We start from the raw sequence: 14,207 nt of genomic DNA on the forward strand, positions 1-14,207 counted from the left end.
GAAGTAGGATGAAGTAGCGTCATCCCACCAAGCGCATGAGCGGCGCAAAACCGGAAAAAGAATCTTGAAAATTTTTCAGCGCGCCTCGATGGAGACCCACCAAGGCAAGGTGCGCACCACCCGAATGGGTAACGCACGCTCGAGCATGGCCAAGGTGCGGTCGGTGTCCAGCAGCGGGAAGGTACCCACCGCGCGCAAGCTGTTCAGCGCAGGGTCGATGCCCAGGTGGCCGTGGCGGTAGTCGCGCAGAACGTCGACTACCTGGCCCAACGGCATGTCCTCCGCCACCAGCACGCCACGGCTCCAGTCCTGGCGCAGAGCCTGTGCAGCGGTTGATGCGCCTGCCTGTTGCGCATCGAACACCAGCATCTGCCCGGCGCCCCAGCGTAGTGTGCACACCACTGGCGGAGCAGGTTGCCTGCACTGAGCCTGCAAACACACTCAAGGTCGTTGCCAGCCCCTGATCCCGCACGCTGAACCGCGTGCCGAGTGGCCGCATCCGCCCTGCCCGCGTCTCGACGAACAGGGGGCGTGGGTCCTTGCCGGTGTCGATCAGGATTTCGCCGCGGTACAGACGCAATTGCCGCACGCCTTCATCGAACTGCACATCCAGCGCCGTGCCGCCGTTCAGCCACAACTGGCTGCCATCGGCCAGTGCAAGCGGCTGCACGTCCCCCAGGCCGGTGCGATACGTGGCGAACCAGGCGCGTGGCGAGTCCACCCAACCGCGCTGCCAGCCGCCCCACCCCAACACCCCAGCCGCACCCGCCACGCACAGGCTGCCAAGCACGGCACGACGCGATTGCCGGTGACTGCGCGCGGAGTCGAACACCTGCCGTGCCTGCTCGGCCTGGCCATCGAGGTTGCCGAAGCGCTGGTTGATGTGTTCCACATAGGACCAAGCCAGGCGATGCCGCGCATCCTCGGTCAGCCAGGCCTGCCATTGCACCTGTGTTGCTGCGTCATTGCCTGCCGCGTGCAGCCGTGCGAACCACCCTGCCGCCGCTTGCAGCACGGCATGGTCGAGTTGCCCACGGTTCATGCCAGCGCATCATCCAGTTCGGCTTCCAGCAACAGGCACTGGTACATTGCCTGAGCCAGGTAGCTGTTCACACTGCGCTCGCTCACGCCCAACTGCTCGGCGATCTCGCGTTGCTTCATGCCCTGCAGTTGCGCCATGGAAAACGCTTCGGCCACCCGCTTGGGCATGCGTTCGAACATCGCCTGCAGCTGGTCCAGTGTTTCGAGGATGACCGCCTGCTGCTCCAGCGAGGGGGCAAGTTGCTCGGGCTGGGCGGCCAACACGTCCCGATAAGCCTGCTCTACCCGCCGCCGCCGCCAGAAGTCGACACACGCATTGCGCGACATGCGCCCCAGGTACGCGCGGGCATGCTCGTGGTCATTGACGCCCGGGGTCTGGTCAGCAACCGCACGAACACATCCTGCGCCAACTCGGCAGCATCGTGGGCATTGCCGAGCTTGCGCTGCAGCCACTGGCGGATCCAGCCATGGTGGGCGCGGTAGAGGTTCTCCAGGTCGGAGCCAGCAGTGCCGGGAGAAGCGGTCATGGGAACGGCGCCTAGGTTGCTAATGCGAATAATTAGCAATTCTACCGTTGATGCGAAGTTCGGGCAATTGGACAAGTCGCAGGCCACGTGCATGGCCGTTTTCGGCCAAAAGCGGCCAATGGTAATGGACAGTTAAAAGGCCATTGGAGCAGGCGAAGCTTACCCATCGCTTATTAGTAACTCTAGGATGTTCGTTCAATCCAACAGGGTCGCTGCTCTATCGACAAGAGACGCCATCACACTCGGCTTTTCACTTATTTTGCAAGGAGCTAAGTCTTTTCAACGACCATCGTCTGACGCCTTCAGAAAATGTAGGACGAGGAGGCCAGACAGTGATTCTTTCGAAATCTATTTCTAAAGCGTCGCCGACAAAGCGCCCTCTAAAGGTGCGGACATCAGTGTAGACCGTATCACCCGTTCTACTTAGGAACGGGGTTCGCGAAACCGCGTTTATGTCGTTTTCAGTTCGTGTGTATGGCACCGGGCTGCCAACATCGAGACCGGCGCCTTTCATGTAGGAGTCAATTTTTTTGAGTACATCATCCGGTTTTTCTACGGTGCGCCAATAGATGAAATGGCCGTCGTCAGTAAATACCAAATAGACGTGCCAAGGGGCGCTGGCTGGTCTCTCTCCTTCGGAATACCACACTTGCTCGCGCACATCAGAACTGACGCGTGTTGTGCAACCAGAGAGGAGCATTAGGCAAAACGTAGCAATCAATAAGCGAATCATATTTCCTTCCTTTAGTTAACTATCCAGCTCGAAGCGTCGCACGTAGGCTGGCTCCAAGAATTTTTAACTACTTCTGCCTTGCCGATCCGTAAAAGTGGTTCAGTACTCTTAACTCAAGCACTGCCGCGAAAACGCAGAGCGCCAAAAGCCAAGACTGAAGACTCGCTTACGATGGAGTCACCCCAACAGACCAACGCTTAAGAAAGCGAGCTCAAGATCATCCCGAAGGATATATGCAACGCCTGGAAGCCGCGAGGGCACTGACCTTAGCCACAATTGAGCGTTATACGTGGCAAGCGATGTAGCTGCATTCGAGGTCCGTCAAGCGATGACGCTTTAAACCTTTCATCTATTAGAGTACGGGGAATTAATCTTCATTCCTCCGTGCATTTTTTTTACACCCGGCTCCATATCCGCCGGGCACGCGCCCTGAAAGCTGCCATTAATCACTGTGTGTTGTCTTTCAGTTTTTCCATTTAGCTCAAACGACGTATCGGCCGTCAGTACATAGGATTTCGCAAGGTCGCCTTTGAAGGATCCGGCCATAATCGCTTCAGGGCAGCGTGATTTGAAATTATAGCTATCGACGTTACCGCTTTTAGATTCGATTTTGCACTCCTGTTCGAAGCCACTCCACAGGTCGTCATCTATAAGCCTGTCTTTCTCATGGTCGACGCATATTTCCCAAGAAAACGGCGAGGTGGACGGAGTAACCTTCCACAAACCTGAAGTGCGTTGCAGACGCAGCGATGGTTCAGCGGCTGACGCCAACGATGTTACTGAGAGAGCAATTGCAGTCGACAACAATATGGCGAAGTACTTCATCACGCATCCTATTTGTAGATGATCACGTTGAGCAGGATACTTGAAAAGCAAGTGCTCCTGGCTTGGCGAGAGTCATTGATTCACAGCTGCGCGCCGAAACTGCCCACGGCATGGTCAGCGTCACTCGCGTAGCCCGCACTACTCAATGTGCCCCAGCGCATGCTCAACGGATTATCGCCATCACCGACGCCGGCGACCAAGGATTGATTGCGCTGCGGGCGTGCCAAGCGTACGTCAGAGTTCTGGCCCCCTGAGCTCTTTAAGCTCCATCATCGACGTTTGAGCGTGCGATCTGAGGCGACGAGCAGCACGAGTTGCTCCTGGTTTCGTAAACGCCCGACGCCGCTTCCGACCCAAAGCGGCCGCATAACCGTTCCTGATTGAAATGCGAATCCAGGCGTCCATGGCTGTGGCAGTTCAGAAAATCCCGCACATGCTACCGGTGCTGCAGCATGGGTTAAGCGGTTTGGAAGCGGATCGGCGCCGCTTGGAGAGCCAGATCATAAGTGGAGTGCCGACCCGTTCAGCACAGCGCCATCTACCGAAGGAACTCGCACACGCAGTGCAATCAGCAACGCGGCCAGCAGCATCAGCACGGCCGCCGCCACGAATACGCCTGCGCTGCCACCGAGGCTGAATACTGCCCCACCCGCGGCTGCGCCTGTGGCGATGGCCGACTGTACAGATGCTACCACCATGCCCCCGGCGCTTTCCGCCTGGTCAGGGACCGCGCTGGCGACCCAGTTCGACCACGCCACCGGCACCCCCCCAAAGGCCAGGCCCCAGACCGCCAGCAGTACGGCCTGCCCTGGCACCGACGCCGGCAACAGAACCAGCGCCAGTGCCGCAACGCCCACCAGCGCGGGCATCAACACCAGGGTGGCCAATGGGTGACGCATAAGCATCCACCCGGCCACCAAGGTGCCGACAAAGTTCGCCACACCAAAACCCAGCAACATCAGCGACAGCCCCTGCGGTCCAATGCCGGTGGTACTTTCGAGGAATGGCCGGATATACGTGAACATCGCGAAGTGGCCGCTGTGCACCAGCACACAACCGAACATCCCCATGGCAATGCCTGGGCGCTGCAGCACTTCAAGCACCGTGCGCAGGCGTGCCGGCCGACGCGGTGCAAGGCTCGGCAGCGTGAGTGACTGAAAAGCCAGCGTCACCACCCCCACCGCCGCCGCTGCAAAGAACGCGCTGCGCCAGCCATACAGGCCGCCCAGATAACTACCCAGCGGTACCGCCACCACCGTCCCGATGGCGATGCCACTGAAAATGATCGAGAGCGCTCGCGGCAACAAAGCCCCCGGCACCAAGCGCATCGCCACCGCCGCCGCCATGCTCCAGAACCCGCCAAGCGCGATGCCCAGCAAGATACGCATCAACAACAGCACCGCGAAACTGGAGGAAACGGCGACCAACAGATTGGAAGCGATCATCAGCGTGGAAAAGCCCAACAATACCCAGCGACGATCGATACTGCGAGTCAGGCCTGGCACCAACAGGCCGGCGAACAGCGCCACCACGGCTGTCACCGTTACCGCTTGACCAGCCAGCGCTTCGGATACCCCCAGCTCGGTCGCCATCGGCGTCAACAGGCTGGCCGGCAGGTACTCAGCGGTCAGCAAACCGAACACGCCCATGGCCAACGAGAATACGGCCATCCACGCGGGGGTTGCAGGTTCTGCATCCGGCCCGGCGCCGGGGCGGCGGTCGGGTACGGCATTGCATACAAGGTCAGTCATTGCACGGATCTCCCGATCTTCAATTGCGACCCGCAGTCTAGGCGCGAGAATCCGGATGATCTATGATCGAAAAACTCGATTTCTTGACCAAAACACCTGAAAAAATGCCGACAGACCCATTTGCCCTCTCTTCCGATCTCATCAACGAGCTGTTGCGCGGCATGCGCCTGCGCGGTGTCGAGTACCGGCGTATCCAGGCGGGCCCGGCCTTCGGCCTGGGCTTCGCTGCCAGACCCGGGCATGCCTGGTTTCACTTCCTGGCGTTGGGCAACGCGGTGCTGCGCATGGACGACGGGACAACCTATGCGCTGTCCGCCGGTAACGCCGTCTTAATCTCCCATGGCGCGGCCCATCAATTGCTTTCGGATACGCACGTGCCCGTGCAGGACATCGACCTTCTGGACAGCGAGCCTCTCGGCGACACCGTCAGCGCGGTGGACACCGGCACCGATGCCGCCCCCATGCCGGCCACGCTGTTGTTCAGTGGATGCATGGAATTCGAATTGGGCAGTCTCCATGGCCTTGGCAAACTGATACCGGGCCTGATGCTGATTGATGCCGGCGGCCAGCGTTACCCCGGGCTGGTGCCGATTCTCACCACCATGGAGCGCGAGGTCAGCGCCGCACGCATTGGCTTCGCCGGCATCCTCGCGCGATTGGCCGATGTGGTCGCCGCCATGGTCGTTCGAGGTTGGGTCGAGTGCGCCTGCGGCAATGCCTCCGGCCTGGTGGCCGCCCTGCGCGATCCGCGGCTGGCAGGTGCACTTCTGGCGCTGCATCAACAGCCGGGTCGCGACTGGACCGTCGAGCAGTTGGCGGAGCAATGCAGTACGTCCCGCTCGGTCTTTGCGGAGCGTTTTCAATTGACGATTGGCATGACCCCGCTGCGCTACGTCACCGAAGTGCGAATGCGGCTTGCCAGCCAGTGGCTGACGCTGGAAAGGGTGCCTATCGAGGAGGTCGCGCAGCGTTTGGGCTATACGTCTCAGGCGGCGTTCAGTCGGGCGTTCAAGCGTGTGACGGGTAAGACGCCTGGGTTGAGTCGCAGGTCGAGGCTGACACGGCCATCTTCGCCAGCCGAGCGCCGATGATCACCTGAGGAACGGGCCTTCGAGCGTAGCGAATCATCAAGCCGGCAGGATGCGCGTCCAGTAACGGGTACGTTGCTGGATGCGCACAGGTAACGAGCGGGCGATCGTATTCAATGTAAGCTCGATATTGCCCAGCGAGTACGAGCCCGATACCCGTAAATGCCTGACTTCGGGCGCGCAACCAAGATAGCCGGGGCAATAGCGCTGCAGCTCATCGATCAGCCTGCCGAGCCTCCAGCCTTCCACGACCAGCCGCCCCTGGGTCCAGGCCTCTTCGCCGGCTTCCAACGCTTGCGGGGTCAACAGCCTCTGATGATCAAACATCACTGATTGCCCTTGCTCGATCACGACCTCATCGCCAGCCTGCGCAGCGCGTACCGCAACGGCATGGCTGTAGACGCTCAGGCGCGTCAGCCCGTCGAGCTGACGCACGGCGAAACGGGTGCCCAATGCGCGCAGCTCACCTTGCGCACTGTGCACCAGCAAAGGACGGGGGTCCTTGCCTGTGGTTACATGGACCTCCCCTGCCCGAAGGATCAGCAGGCGCGTGCTGGCAGTGAACCTCACATCCAGCGCGGTATCCGTATCCAACACCAGAAGGGTACCGTCAGAAAGCGTCTCGGGGCGTTGTTCACCCGTGCGAGTCTTGAGGTCGGCCATCCATTCTGGCGCAAGGCGATATCCTTGCCATGCCACTGAACTCGCCCCGACGCTCAGCAACAGCCCTTTGAGAAGGGTTCGGCGATTCGGGCCGCTTTCGCGCAGCGTGGATTTTTCCATGACCTCCCAGGCCAACTGCTGAGGCATGCCGCCAATGCGCGCCTGCAATTCGGTCAACCGCAGCCATGCCCACTCATGCTCCGCACTTCGGCAGTGCCAGCGTTGCCACTGTGCGCGCAGCGCCGGGTCATCAGGGTTCGCGCACAAGTGCGCGAACCACTCGGCAGCATGGCGAAGCGCTTGGCGCTGGGCGTCGGTGGTCACCACGGATTGTCCAGGAGGTACAAGAGGCAGCGTTCGGTGGCTCGGGCCATGTATTTGGTCACTGAGCTGGCGGACACCTGTAATCGTTCCGCGATTTGAGGGTAGGTCAGCCCTTGCACCTGCGACATCAGGAACGCCGTTTTCGCCTTGACGCCCAGGCCGTCAAGCATGCGATCCAGCTCCATGAGTGTCTGGAGTACGCAGAGCTGCTCCTCGGCAGAAATCTCGAATGACTCAGGTTGCGCGGCGAGCACTTCCAGATAGGCACGCTCCACCGACTGACGGCGAAAACTGTCGATCATCACCCGCTTGGCAATGGTGACCAGAAAATGGCGTGGCTCATTGAGCGTGGCCGCCAGGGGTTCACGGCGCTCGGCGAGCAGCACGCGAAGAAAGGTGTCCTGGGCGAAGTCTGCCGCTACCTGCGAACACCCGGTGCGCTTGCGCAGCCAGTTGATCAGCCAGGGTTGATGGTCGCTGTAGAGCGTCGCGATAGGGTTGCGAGACGGCATATCGGTGCCAGGCAGAGAATAAGAATTAATCTCAATATAGTGAAATGACGTCCCGAGGGCAATCGACTTTCGGGCCAGACCAACGGGACAAAAAAATTTCAAATCGCGTTGTCACTTTGCGCTCTGCCGCGCGACTCCTTTTGCAAACACCTCATCAAACGCCGACAACCGCATCAGGAGACAGCATGCAGCCCCCCCTTCCAGGCTTGTGCACCGCCACGTTGAACACCCCAAAAAGCACGCTATACCTTGCCCTCTTCGGCGTATCGCTGTTGCTGGCTACGCCAGCACTTACCCACGCTGCCGAAAGCCAGGTAAGCGCCCCTGCACTGCACCAGCAGGCATTTGCCATCGAAGCCGGGCCGCTTGCCAGCGTGCTGAACCGCTTTGCCACTGAAGCAGGCGTTGTCCTGTCATTCGACAACGGGCTGACCGAAGGCAAACAAAGCCGTGGCATCAACGGCCGCTACAGTATCGATCAGGGTTTTTCTGTGGTGCTTGGCGGGTCTGGATTGCAGGCAGTTGCCGGTGGGGAGAACAGCTATGTGGTGCTGCCGACTTCACCTTCGGACTCATTGCAGTTGGGGGTAACCAACGTGACGGGCTCGGGGTTGGGCGCGATTACCGAGGGGTCGAAGTCGTACACCACAGGCAGTACCAACACTGCGACGCGGATGAGTCTCTCGCTGCGCGAAACGCCGCAGTCGGTCAGTGTCGTCACGCGCCAGCAATGAACGATCAAAACATGCAGTCACTGGAAGACGTTGCCAGGGCTGCGACAGGTATCAACACAACCAAGGAATTCGGTACCGAACGATCCCGCTATTTTTCCCGCGGTTTCCAGGTCAACGACCTGCAATACGACGGCGTACCGACCAGCATTTCCGAAAGCTACTCGATGGACGTGACCTCTGTTAACAACATGGCCATCTACGACCGCGTGGAGTTTGTGCGTGGCGCAAACGGCTTGATGCAGGGTGCGGGAAACCCCTCGGCGGCGATCAATCTGGTGCGCAAGCGCCCGACGGACAGCTACTCGCTCAAAGCAGAAATCGGTGGTGGCTCGTGGGACAACTACCATAGTCAGATCGACGTGGGCGGGCCTTTGAACGAACAGGGCACGCTGCGTGGCAGGACCGTACTACTATACAACGCCGGAAACAGTTTCGTGGACCGTGCCGACAAGGAGAATCAGCTGTTCTACGCGATCGGCGAAGCCGACGTGAGCGAAGACACGACCGTGAGCCTCGGGACCGTGTTTCAGAAGGACTATCACGGCGGATATGACTGGGGCGGCTTGCCCACTCAACTCGATGGCAGCTTCTATCCGCTGTCGCGCTCGGCGTCCTTCGCGCCAAGCTGGGCCCATCTGAACAAAATAAATCGCACGGTGTTCGCTGACATCAGGCATGCGTTGAGCGATGACTGGAAACTGACCGTCAATACCAACCTGATGTGGTCGAATGCCGATTTTCTCGGGCTCTACGGCAACAACATAGGTAACGACCAGTTCCGCCTGTCCACCAACGACACCCAATACGACGACGAACAAGTAAGCCTTGATGCCGCGCTGAACGGCGCGTTCTACCTGCTCGGCCAGCGCCACGAACTGGTGTTCGGCGCTAACGCGCGCAAAGACCGGTTTATCAACGAGTCGCGCTACAACAACAATCCAAGCGTGGTCGATATCCTCGATTTCGCCCCTTCACACGTGGCCGCACCGACCTATGGCTACGAACGCATCCAGTACCGCAACGTACGCAAGGACAAAGGGCTTTATGCCGCCACCCGGTTGAACCCCACCGACGACCTGCATGTGATCCTGGGCAGCCGCTTCAGCTGGGTTGACTACACGTCGGCCGACGATGAGGATCGTTTCAAGGAAAACGCAAAAGTCATTCCCTATGCCGGCGTTGTGTACGACCTGACTGACAGCGCTTCGATCTACACCAGTTACACCGAGATCTACCAGGTTCAGAGCAACTACGACGTCGATAACAAGCTACTCGACCCCATCACCGGCACCAACTACGAAATCGGCCTCAAGAACGAACTCTATGACGGCTTGCTCAATACGTCGTGGCGGTATTCCAGGTTGACCAGAGTCATCTGCCTCAGGCGGTTGCCGGCGCAGCACGTATTTGCGGGCCAGGGCGTAGCTCGACGTGCTACGAGGAAGGCGGCAAGGTGCGCAGCCGAGGTTTTGAAGTCGAGGCTTCCGGCGAGATTCTCTCCGGTTGGAACGCAGTGCTCGGCTACACCTACAGTCACCCTGAATACGTAGGCGGCACCCGCAAAGGTACCGACTACGCCACCGAAACCTCCCCGCGCCGGTTGTTCAAACTTGCGACCAACTACCGTTTGCCCGGCGAATTGGGTGATTGGCGCGTTGGGGGCAGCCTCTATCATCAGAGCAAGGTCTACCTGCGTAACGTGGAGCAAGGTGCCTACAACCTGGTGGATCTGAACGCCAATTACCAGATCAACCAGAACCTGAGCGCGCAACTGAACCTGAACAACGTGTTCGACAAGAATTACTACGCTGCCATCTATAACTCGAACCTGGGCAATTATTACGGCGAACCGCGTAACTTCGCCGTCACGCTGCGCTACGAACACTGACGTGATCTGGTCTCGCCGCAACAATGTGCCTTACGGCGAGTAGGCGCTGTGCCCCGTTCGCGAACGGCAAAAAAACTCACACCCCGCCCATTGCAGCGAGGTTGCAATATTGCCCTTTGAAATACAGCAACGGCTGCATGCCAGCAGCCTCTTGCAGGTTCAGCGCTTTGACTTCGCCGATCACGATCAAATGATCACCTGCTGCATGCTCGGCGTGAATTTCGCAATCAAGCCAGTGCAGGCTGCCGGCAATGATCGGGTTGCCCAGCGGCGATGCCTGCCACTGCACCGCGTGCCACTTGTCCGTGCCGCGCCGAGCGAACTGGTTGGAGATCCTGACCTGCTCGCCGCAGAGGATATTGACCGCGAATCGACCGGCCTTGCGAATCACCGGATAGCTGGCCGAACTGGCCATCACGCTGAATGACACCAGCGGCGGGCTCATCGACACGCTATAGAAGGACTGGCACGTGAAGCCAACCGGTTCGCCATCACTGTGCGACGTAATCACCGTGATACCGGAGGCGTAGTGCCCGAGCGCTTGGCGAAAGCTCACCGGCTCGATAACAGTACTGGGAAGTGACATGGTGGATCCTGAATAGAGCACAGCGCCAACGCGTCAAGGAAGGCCCCAAGCAGCCCTCCGCGCACACCTCGCCAACGCTGGCTCAACACTAGTTCGAAAGTTCTCTGCGTACGATGTCTGCGCCAGCACTCAACGCCTTCAGCTTGCCCCTTGCTACGTGGCGAGGCAAAGGCGCCATGCCGCAGTTGGTGCAGGGATAGAGTTTGTCGGCATCGACGAACTGGAGAGCTTTGCGCAGCGTATTGGCCACGTCTTGCGGTGTTTCGATGGTGTGGGATGCCACATCAATGGCGCCGACCATGACCTTCTTGCCGCGAATAAGCTCGATCAACTCCATGGGGACATGCGAGTTGTGACATTCCAGCGAGACGATATCGATGCTCGACTTCTGCAGCTTGGGGAATGCCTCTTCGTACTGGCGCCACTCGGACCCCAGTGTCTTCTTCCAATCGGTATTGGCCTTGATGCCGTAGCCATAACAGATATGCACGGCCGTTTCGCACTTGAGCCCTTCGATTGCGCGCTCCAGGGTGGCAACGCCCCACTCGTTCACCTCGTCGAAGAACACGTTGAATGCGGGTTCATCGAACTGGATGATATCGACGCCAGCAGCCTCCAGTTCCCGGGCTTCCTGGTTGAGAATCTTGGCAAATTCCCAGGCCAGTTTTTCGCGGCTTTTATAGTGGCTGTCATACAGCGTATCGATCATCGTCATGGGGCCAGGCAGCGCCCACTTGATGGGTTGGCTGGTTTGCTGACGCAGGAACTTGGCGTCTTCGACAAACACCGGCTTTTGCCGCGCCACCGCACCTACTACGGTCGGCACGCTCGCATCATAGCGATCACGGATTCGAACGGTCTCGCGCTTCTGGAAGTCAACGCCACTGAGGTGTTCGATAAAGGTGGTGACGAAGTGTTGGCGCGTCTGCTCACCATCACTGAGGATATCGATGCCTGCTTGCTGTTGCTCTTGCAATGACAGGCGCAATGCATCCTGCTTGCCTTCGACCAACGCCTCATCCTGCAGTTTCCAGGGGGACCAGAGGGTCTCGGGCTGCGCAAGCCAGGACGGTTTTGGCAGGCTGCCAGCGGTTGAGGTAGGTAGCAATTTTTTCACGTTAGATGACCTTGTACTTTTGTGTGATCAAAGCGCGCCAATAGCGGACTCAAGAACAGCCTGGTAGGGTTTGATGAAGTACTCTTCAGCAAACTTCCCTTGTTCAACCGCCAGCCGGCTACGTTCCTCTCGATCGTAGACAATGCGCGTCAGTGAATAGTCCTGGTGCTGCAAGCTGGGCTGATAGGACTTCCCAGCGGCAGAGTTCGCGTTGTAGATCTCTGGCCGGTAGATCTTCTGGAAGGTATCCATGGTGCTGATGGTGCTGATAAGCTCCAGGTTGGTGTAGTCACCCAGCAAGTCACCGGTAAAGTAGAATGCCAGCGGCGCAACGCTGTTCGCCGGCATGAAATAGCGAACCTGCAAGCCCATTTTCTTGAAGTATTCATCGGTCAACGAATACTCATCCTGCTGGTACTCGACACCCAGCACGGGGTGCTTGTTTTCAGTCCGATGGTAGACCTTGCTACTGGACACACTCAGGCAGATGACCGGCGCCTTGTTGAAATGCTCGCGGTAAGCGCTTGAGTTCACGAAGCACTTGAACAGCTTGCCATGCAGGTTCCCGAAATCTTCCGGCGTACTGAATTCGGACTGCCCCTTGCTGCGCCCCAACACCACGCTGAAATCATAATCGCGCACGTAGGAGGAAAAATTATTGCCTACGATGCCATCAATCCGCTCGTTGGTTTCCTTATCGACAACAGTCGTCTTCAGCATCTCGATCAACGGAATGGCGCTGGCACTTCGCTCAACACCCACGTTCATCTCAACGGAAATGATTTCAAGCTCGACGGCGTAACGATCGCCCTTGGTGTTGTCCCAATGCGCCAGGGCATTGAAGCGGTTGTCGATCATCCTCAAGGTATTACGCAGGTTTTGCTGGCGACTTTCACCCCTGGCCAGGTTGGCGAAGTTGGTGGTGATGCGCGTATTGCCCGACGGCTGATAATGCTCATCGAAACGGATGCTTTTGATAGCAAAGGTAAAATCGTTGCTCATGGTGATCTGACGCCCTAATCCCTGAGAAAAACCTGAATTCAATGAGGTGGATTGTGAGGCGCAGGCAACCATGCGGCAAACTCATATTATTTGCGCACAACTTTAGTTCCGCTCATGATGGATTCGGGTCTACTCTGGCGTGTCGTGGCAGTTGTGCGTGGACTTGGGTTGCAACGCGTGGCGCAGCCTACTGCGCAACCCCTGACAGCCCGCCCAGCACAGCGCTGCCCAGCACCACCAGCCACGGCGGCAACTTCCAGCGCATCAACGCCACCAGCGCCGCCAAGGCCAGCGCCACGTCCTGTGGGGCATCCATCGCACCCGTCCACACCGGCTGATACAACGCTGCGAGCAACAGCCCGACCACCGCCGCATTGATGCCGAGCAATGCCGCCTGGATGCGCGCATTACGGCGCAGACGCTCCCAGAACGGCAAGACGCCCATCACCAGCAGAAACGACGGCGCGAAGATCGCCAGCAGACAGGTCAAACCTCCAGGCCAACCGCTGGGCGCCGGGTTCATCGAGGCGCCGAGAAACGCCGCAAAGGTGAACAGCGGCCCCGGCATGGCCTGCGCAGCGCCATAGCCGGCCAGGAACGCATCGCTGTCGACCCAGCCCGACGGCACCACTTCTGCCTGCAACAGCGGCAACACTACATGCCCGCCACCGAACACCAGCGCGCCGACTCTATAGAAGGCATCCACCCTCGCCAGCATCTGGTGCGGGAACACCGTTGCCAGCAGCGGTAGCCCAAGCAGCAAGGCAAAGAACAGCGTCAGCCAGAACAGCCCGGCTCGACGCCCAAGGCTTATGGGCAGTGGGTCGTGCGCTTCGCCGCGCTGCGGCTTGAACAGCAGCAGGCCGATGATCGCGGCCGCCACCATGACCCCGACCTGCCCCACGGCCGACGGTACAAGCACCACCACGCAAGCCGCTGCCACCATGAGGCAGATGCGCGGCACATCAGGGCACAGGGTGCGCGCCATCCCCCACACCGCCTGCGCGACCACCGCCACGGCTACCACCTTCAAGCCGTGCAGCACGCCAGCAGGCAGGGCATCGCCATAGTGGGCGATGCCCAGCGCGAAGAGGATCAAGGCGCAAGCGCTAGGCAGCGTGAAGCCCATCCACGCTGCCAGCGCGCCAGCGTAGCCTGCGCGACACAGCCCAAGCGCAATGCCAACCTGGCTACTCGCCGGCCCCGGCAGAAACTGGCACAGGGCAACCAGGTCTGCATAACTGCGCTCGCTCAGCCACTGTCGGCGCACCACGAACTCCTCCCGGAAAAAGCCCAGATGAGCGATCGGGCCGCCGAATGAGGTCAGGCCCAGGCGCAGAAAAATCAGGAAAACCGCCCAAGGGCTACGGTCATGCTGCACGGTGTCGGTCATGTTCGCCTGCCTCAGCCCCTGCC

General features: G+C 59.4%; 14 protein-coding genes and 4 pseudogenes. 5 read left to right on the plus strand and 13 right to left on the minus strand.

What is annotated here, in order from left to right; all coding sequences use genetic code 11:
- Positions 1-75: 75 nt before the first annotated feature.
- From G3436_RS27145 to G3436_RS00545, 6 genes and pseudogenes are all read right to left on the minus strand, one after another.
- A complete protein-coding gene (locus tag G3436_RS27145; protein WP_243666951.1) occupies positions 76-399 on the minus strand; it encodes a FecR family protein in 324 nt (107 codons plus the stop codon).
- A 79-nt stretch (positions 400-478) separates the two neighbouring features.
- Positions 479-1,042 (minus strand): annotated as a pseudogene (locus G3436_RS28680) (FecR domain-containing protein); the annotation flags it as partial.
- A complete protein-coding gene (locus G3436_RS00535) occupies positions 1,039-1,494 on the minus strand; it encodes a sigma-70 family RNA polymerase sigma factor (RefSeq protein WP_420801161.1) in 456 nt (151 codons plus the stop codon). The pseudogene G3436_RS28680 and the gene G3436_RS00535, both read right to left, overlap by 4 nt.
- Positions 1,413-1,661: pseudogene (locus tag G3436_RS28685) on the minus strand (sigma factor); the annotation flags it as partial. The pseudogene G3436_RS28685 and the gene G3436_RS00535, both read right to left, overlap by 82 nt.
- Positions 1,662-1,818: 157 nt before the next feature.
- Positions 1,819-2,301, minus strand: coding sequence for a hypothetical protein (locus G3436_RS00540; RefSeq protein ID WP_163940295.1), 483 nt, complete (start codon positions 2,299-2,301; stop codon positions 1,819-1,821).
- A 345-nt stretch (positions 2,302-2,646) separates the two neighbouring features.
- Positions 2,647-3,126 (minus strand): DUF3617 domain-containing protein, encoded by a 480-nt coding sequence (locus tag G3436_RS00545; RefSeq protein WP_178116265.1) that lies wholly within the window; start codon positions 3,124-3,126, stop codon positions 2,647-2,649.
- 143 nt (positions 3,127-3,269) lie between these two features.
- On the opposite strand from G3436_RS00545, the pseudogene G3436_RS27155 reads away from it, so the two are divergent.
- Positions 3,270-3,380: pseudogene (locus G3436_RS27155) on the plus strand (lysis protein); the annotation flags it as partial.
- A gap of 246 nt (positions 3,381-3,626) precedes the next feature.
- Here G3436_RS27155 and G3436_RS00550 read toward each other — a convergent pair.
- Positions 3,627-4,877, minus strand: a complete 1,251-nt coding sequence (locus G3436_RS00550; RefSeq protein WP_163940297.1) for an MFS transporter — start codon at positions 4,875-4,877, stop codon at positions 3,627-3,629.
- A gap of 104 nt (positions 4,878-4,981) precedes the next feature.
- Between G3436_RS00550 and G3436_RS00555 the strand changes: the two genes are divergently transcribed.
- Positions 4,982-5,968 (plus strand): AraC family transcriptional regulator, encoded by a 987-nt coding sequence (locus tag G3436_RS00555; RefSeq protein WP_163940330.1) that lies wholly within the window; start codon positions 4,982-4,984, stop codon positions 5,966-5,968.
- A gap of 36 nt (positions 5,969-6,004) precedes the next feature.
- Here the strand turns inward: G3436_RS00555 and G3436_RS00560 are convergent, their stop codons facing one another.
- Entirely contained in the window at positions 6,005-6,952 is a 948-nt protein-coding gene (locus tag G3436_RS00560) for a FecR domain-containing protein (protein WP_163940299.1), read from the minus strand.
- A complete protein-coding gene (locus tag G3436_RS00565; protein ID WP_163940300.1) occupies positions 6,949-7,464 on the minus strand; it encodes a sigma-70 family RNA polymerase sigma factor in 516 nt (171 codons plus the stop codon). Before G3436_RS00565 ends, G3436_RS00560 begins: the two co-directional genes overlap by 4 nt.
- A gap of 221 nt (positions 7,465-7,685) precedes the next feature.
- Here G3436_RS00565 and G3436_RS27160 point away from each other — a divergent pair, with 221 nt between their 5' ends.
- From G3436_RS27160 to G3436_RS28190, 3 genes and pseudogenes are all read left to right on the plus strand, one after another.
- Entirely contained in the window at positions 7,686-8,198 is a 513-nt protein-coding gene (locus G3436_RS27160) for an STN domain-containing protein (RefSeq protein WP_243666953.1), read from the plus strand.
- An 11-nt stretch (positions 8,199-8,209) separates the two neighbouring features.
- A pseudogene (locus tag G3436_RS00570) lies at positions 8,210-9,478 on the plus strand (TonB-dependent siderophore receptor); the annotation flags it as partial.
- A gap of 65 nt (positions 9,479-9,543) precedes the next feature.
- The gene (locus tag G3436_RS28190) at positions 9,544-10,086 is read left to right on the plus strand and encodes a TonB-dependent siderophore receptor (RefSeq protein ID WP_338001176.1); all 543 of its coding nucleotides are present in this window, start codon (positions 9,544-9,546) and stop codon (positions 10,084-10,086) included.
- Positions 10,087-10,162: 76 nt separating this feature from the next.
- Here the strand turns inward: G3436_RS28190 and G3436_RS00575 are convergent, their stop codons facing one another.
- From G3436_RS00575 to chrA, 4 genes are all read right to left on the minus strand, one after another.
- Entirely contained in the window at positions 10,163-10,672 is a 510-nt protein-coding gene (locus G3436_RS00575; protein WP_163940302.1) for a flavin reductase family protein, read from the minus strand.
- Between the two features lie 88 nt (positions 10,673-10,760).
- Positions 10,761-11,789 (minus strand): methionine synthase, encoded by a 1,029-nt coding sequence (locus G3436_RS00580; protein WP_163940304.1) that lies wholly within the window; start codon positions 11,787-11,789, stop codon positions 10,761-10,763.
- Positions 11,790-11,816: 27 nt separating this feature from the next.
- Positions 11,817-12,791 carry a DUF1852 domain-containing protein gene (locus tag G3436_RS00585; RefSeq protein WP_163940332.1) on the minus strand — a complete coding sequence of 325 codons (975 nt, stop codon included), beginning with the start codon at positions 12,789-12,791 and terminating at the stop codon, positions 11,817-11,819.
- 187 nt (positions 12,792-12,978) lie between these two features.
- Complete coding sequence (gene chrA / locus G3436_RS00590; protein ID WP_163940306.1) at positions 12,979-14,184, minus strand: chromate efflux transporter; 1,206 nt, start codon at positions 14,182-14,184, stop codon at positions 12,979-12,981.
- Positions 14,185-14,207: the final 23 nt, after the last annotated feature.

This window comes from Pseudomonas brassicae, from assembly GCF_010671725.1.
Lineage (GTDB): Bacteria > Pseudomonadota > Gammaproteobacteria > Pseudomonadales > Pseudomonadaceae > Aquipseudomonas > Aquipseudomonas brassicae.

Coding starts and splice junctions, on each gene's coding strand:
- G3436_RS00550 (WP_163940297.1), bottom strand. CDS start 4,877: ATGACTGACCTTGTATGCAATGCCGTACCCGACCGCCGCCCCGGCGCC.
- chrA (WP_163940306.1), bottom strand. CDS start 14,184: ATGACCGACACCGTGCAGCATGACCGTAGCCCTTGGGCGGTTTTCCTG.
- G3436_RS00575 (WP_163940302.1), bottom strand. CDS start 10,672: ATGTCACTTCCCAGTACTGTTATCGAGCCGGTGAGCTTTCGCCAAGCG.
- G3436_RS00585 (WP_163940332.1), bottom strand. CDS start 12,791: ATGAGCAACGATTTTACCTTTGCTATCAAAAGCATCCGTTTCGATGAG.
- G3436_RS00555 (WP_163940330.1), top strand. CDS start 4,982: ATGCCGACAGACCCATTTGCCCTCTCTTCCGATCTCATCAACGAGCTG.
- G3436_RS00545 (WP_178116265.1), bottom strand. CDS start 3,126: ATGAAGTACTTCGCCATATTGTTGTCGACTGCAATTGCTCTCTCAGTA.
- G3436_RS00540 (WP_163940295.1), bottom strand. CDS start 2,301: ATGATTCGCTTATTGATTGCTACGTTTTGCCTAATGCTCCTCTCTGGT.
- G3436_RS00565 (WP_163940300.1), bottom strand. CDS start 7,464: ATGCCGTCTCGCAACCCTATCGCGACGCTCTACAGCGACCATCAACCC.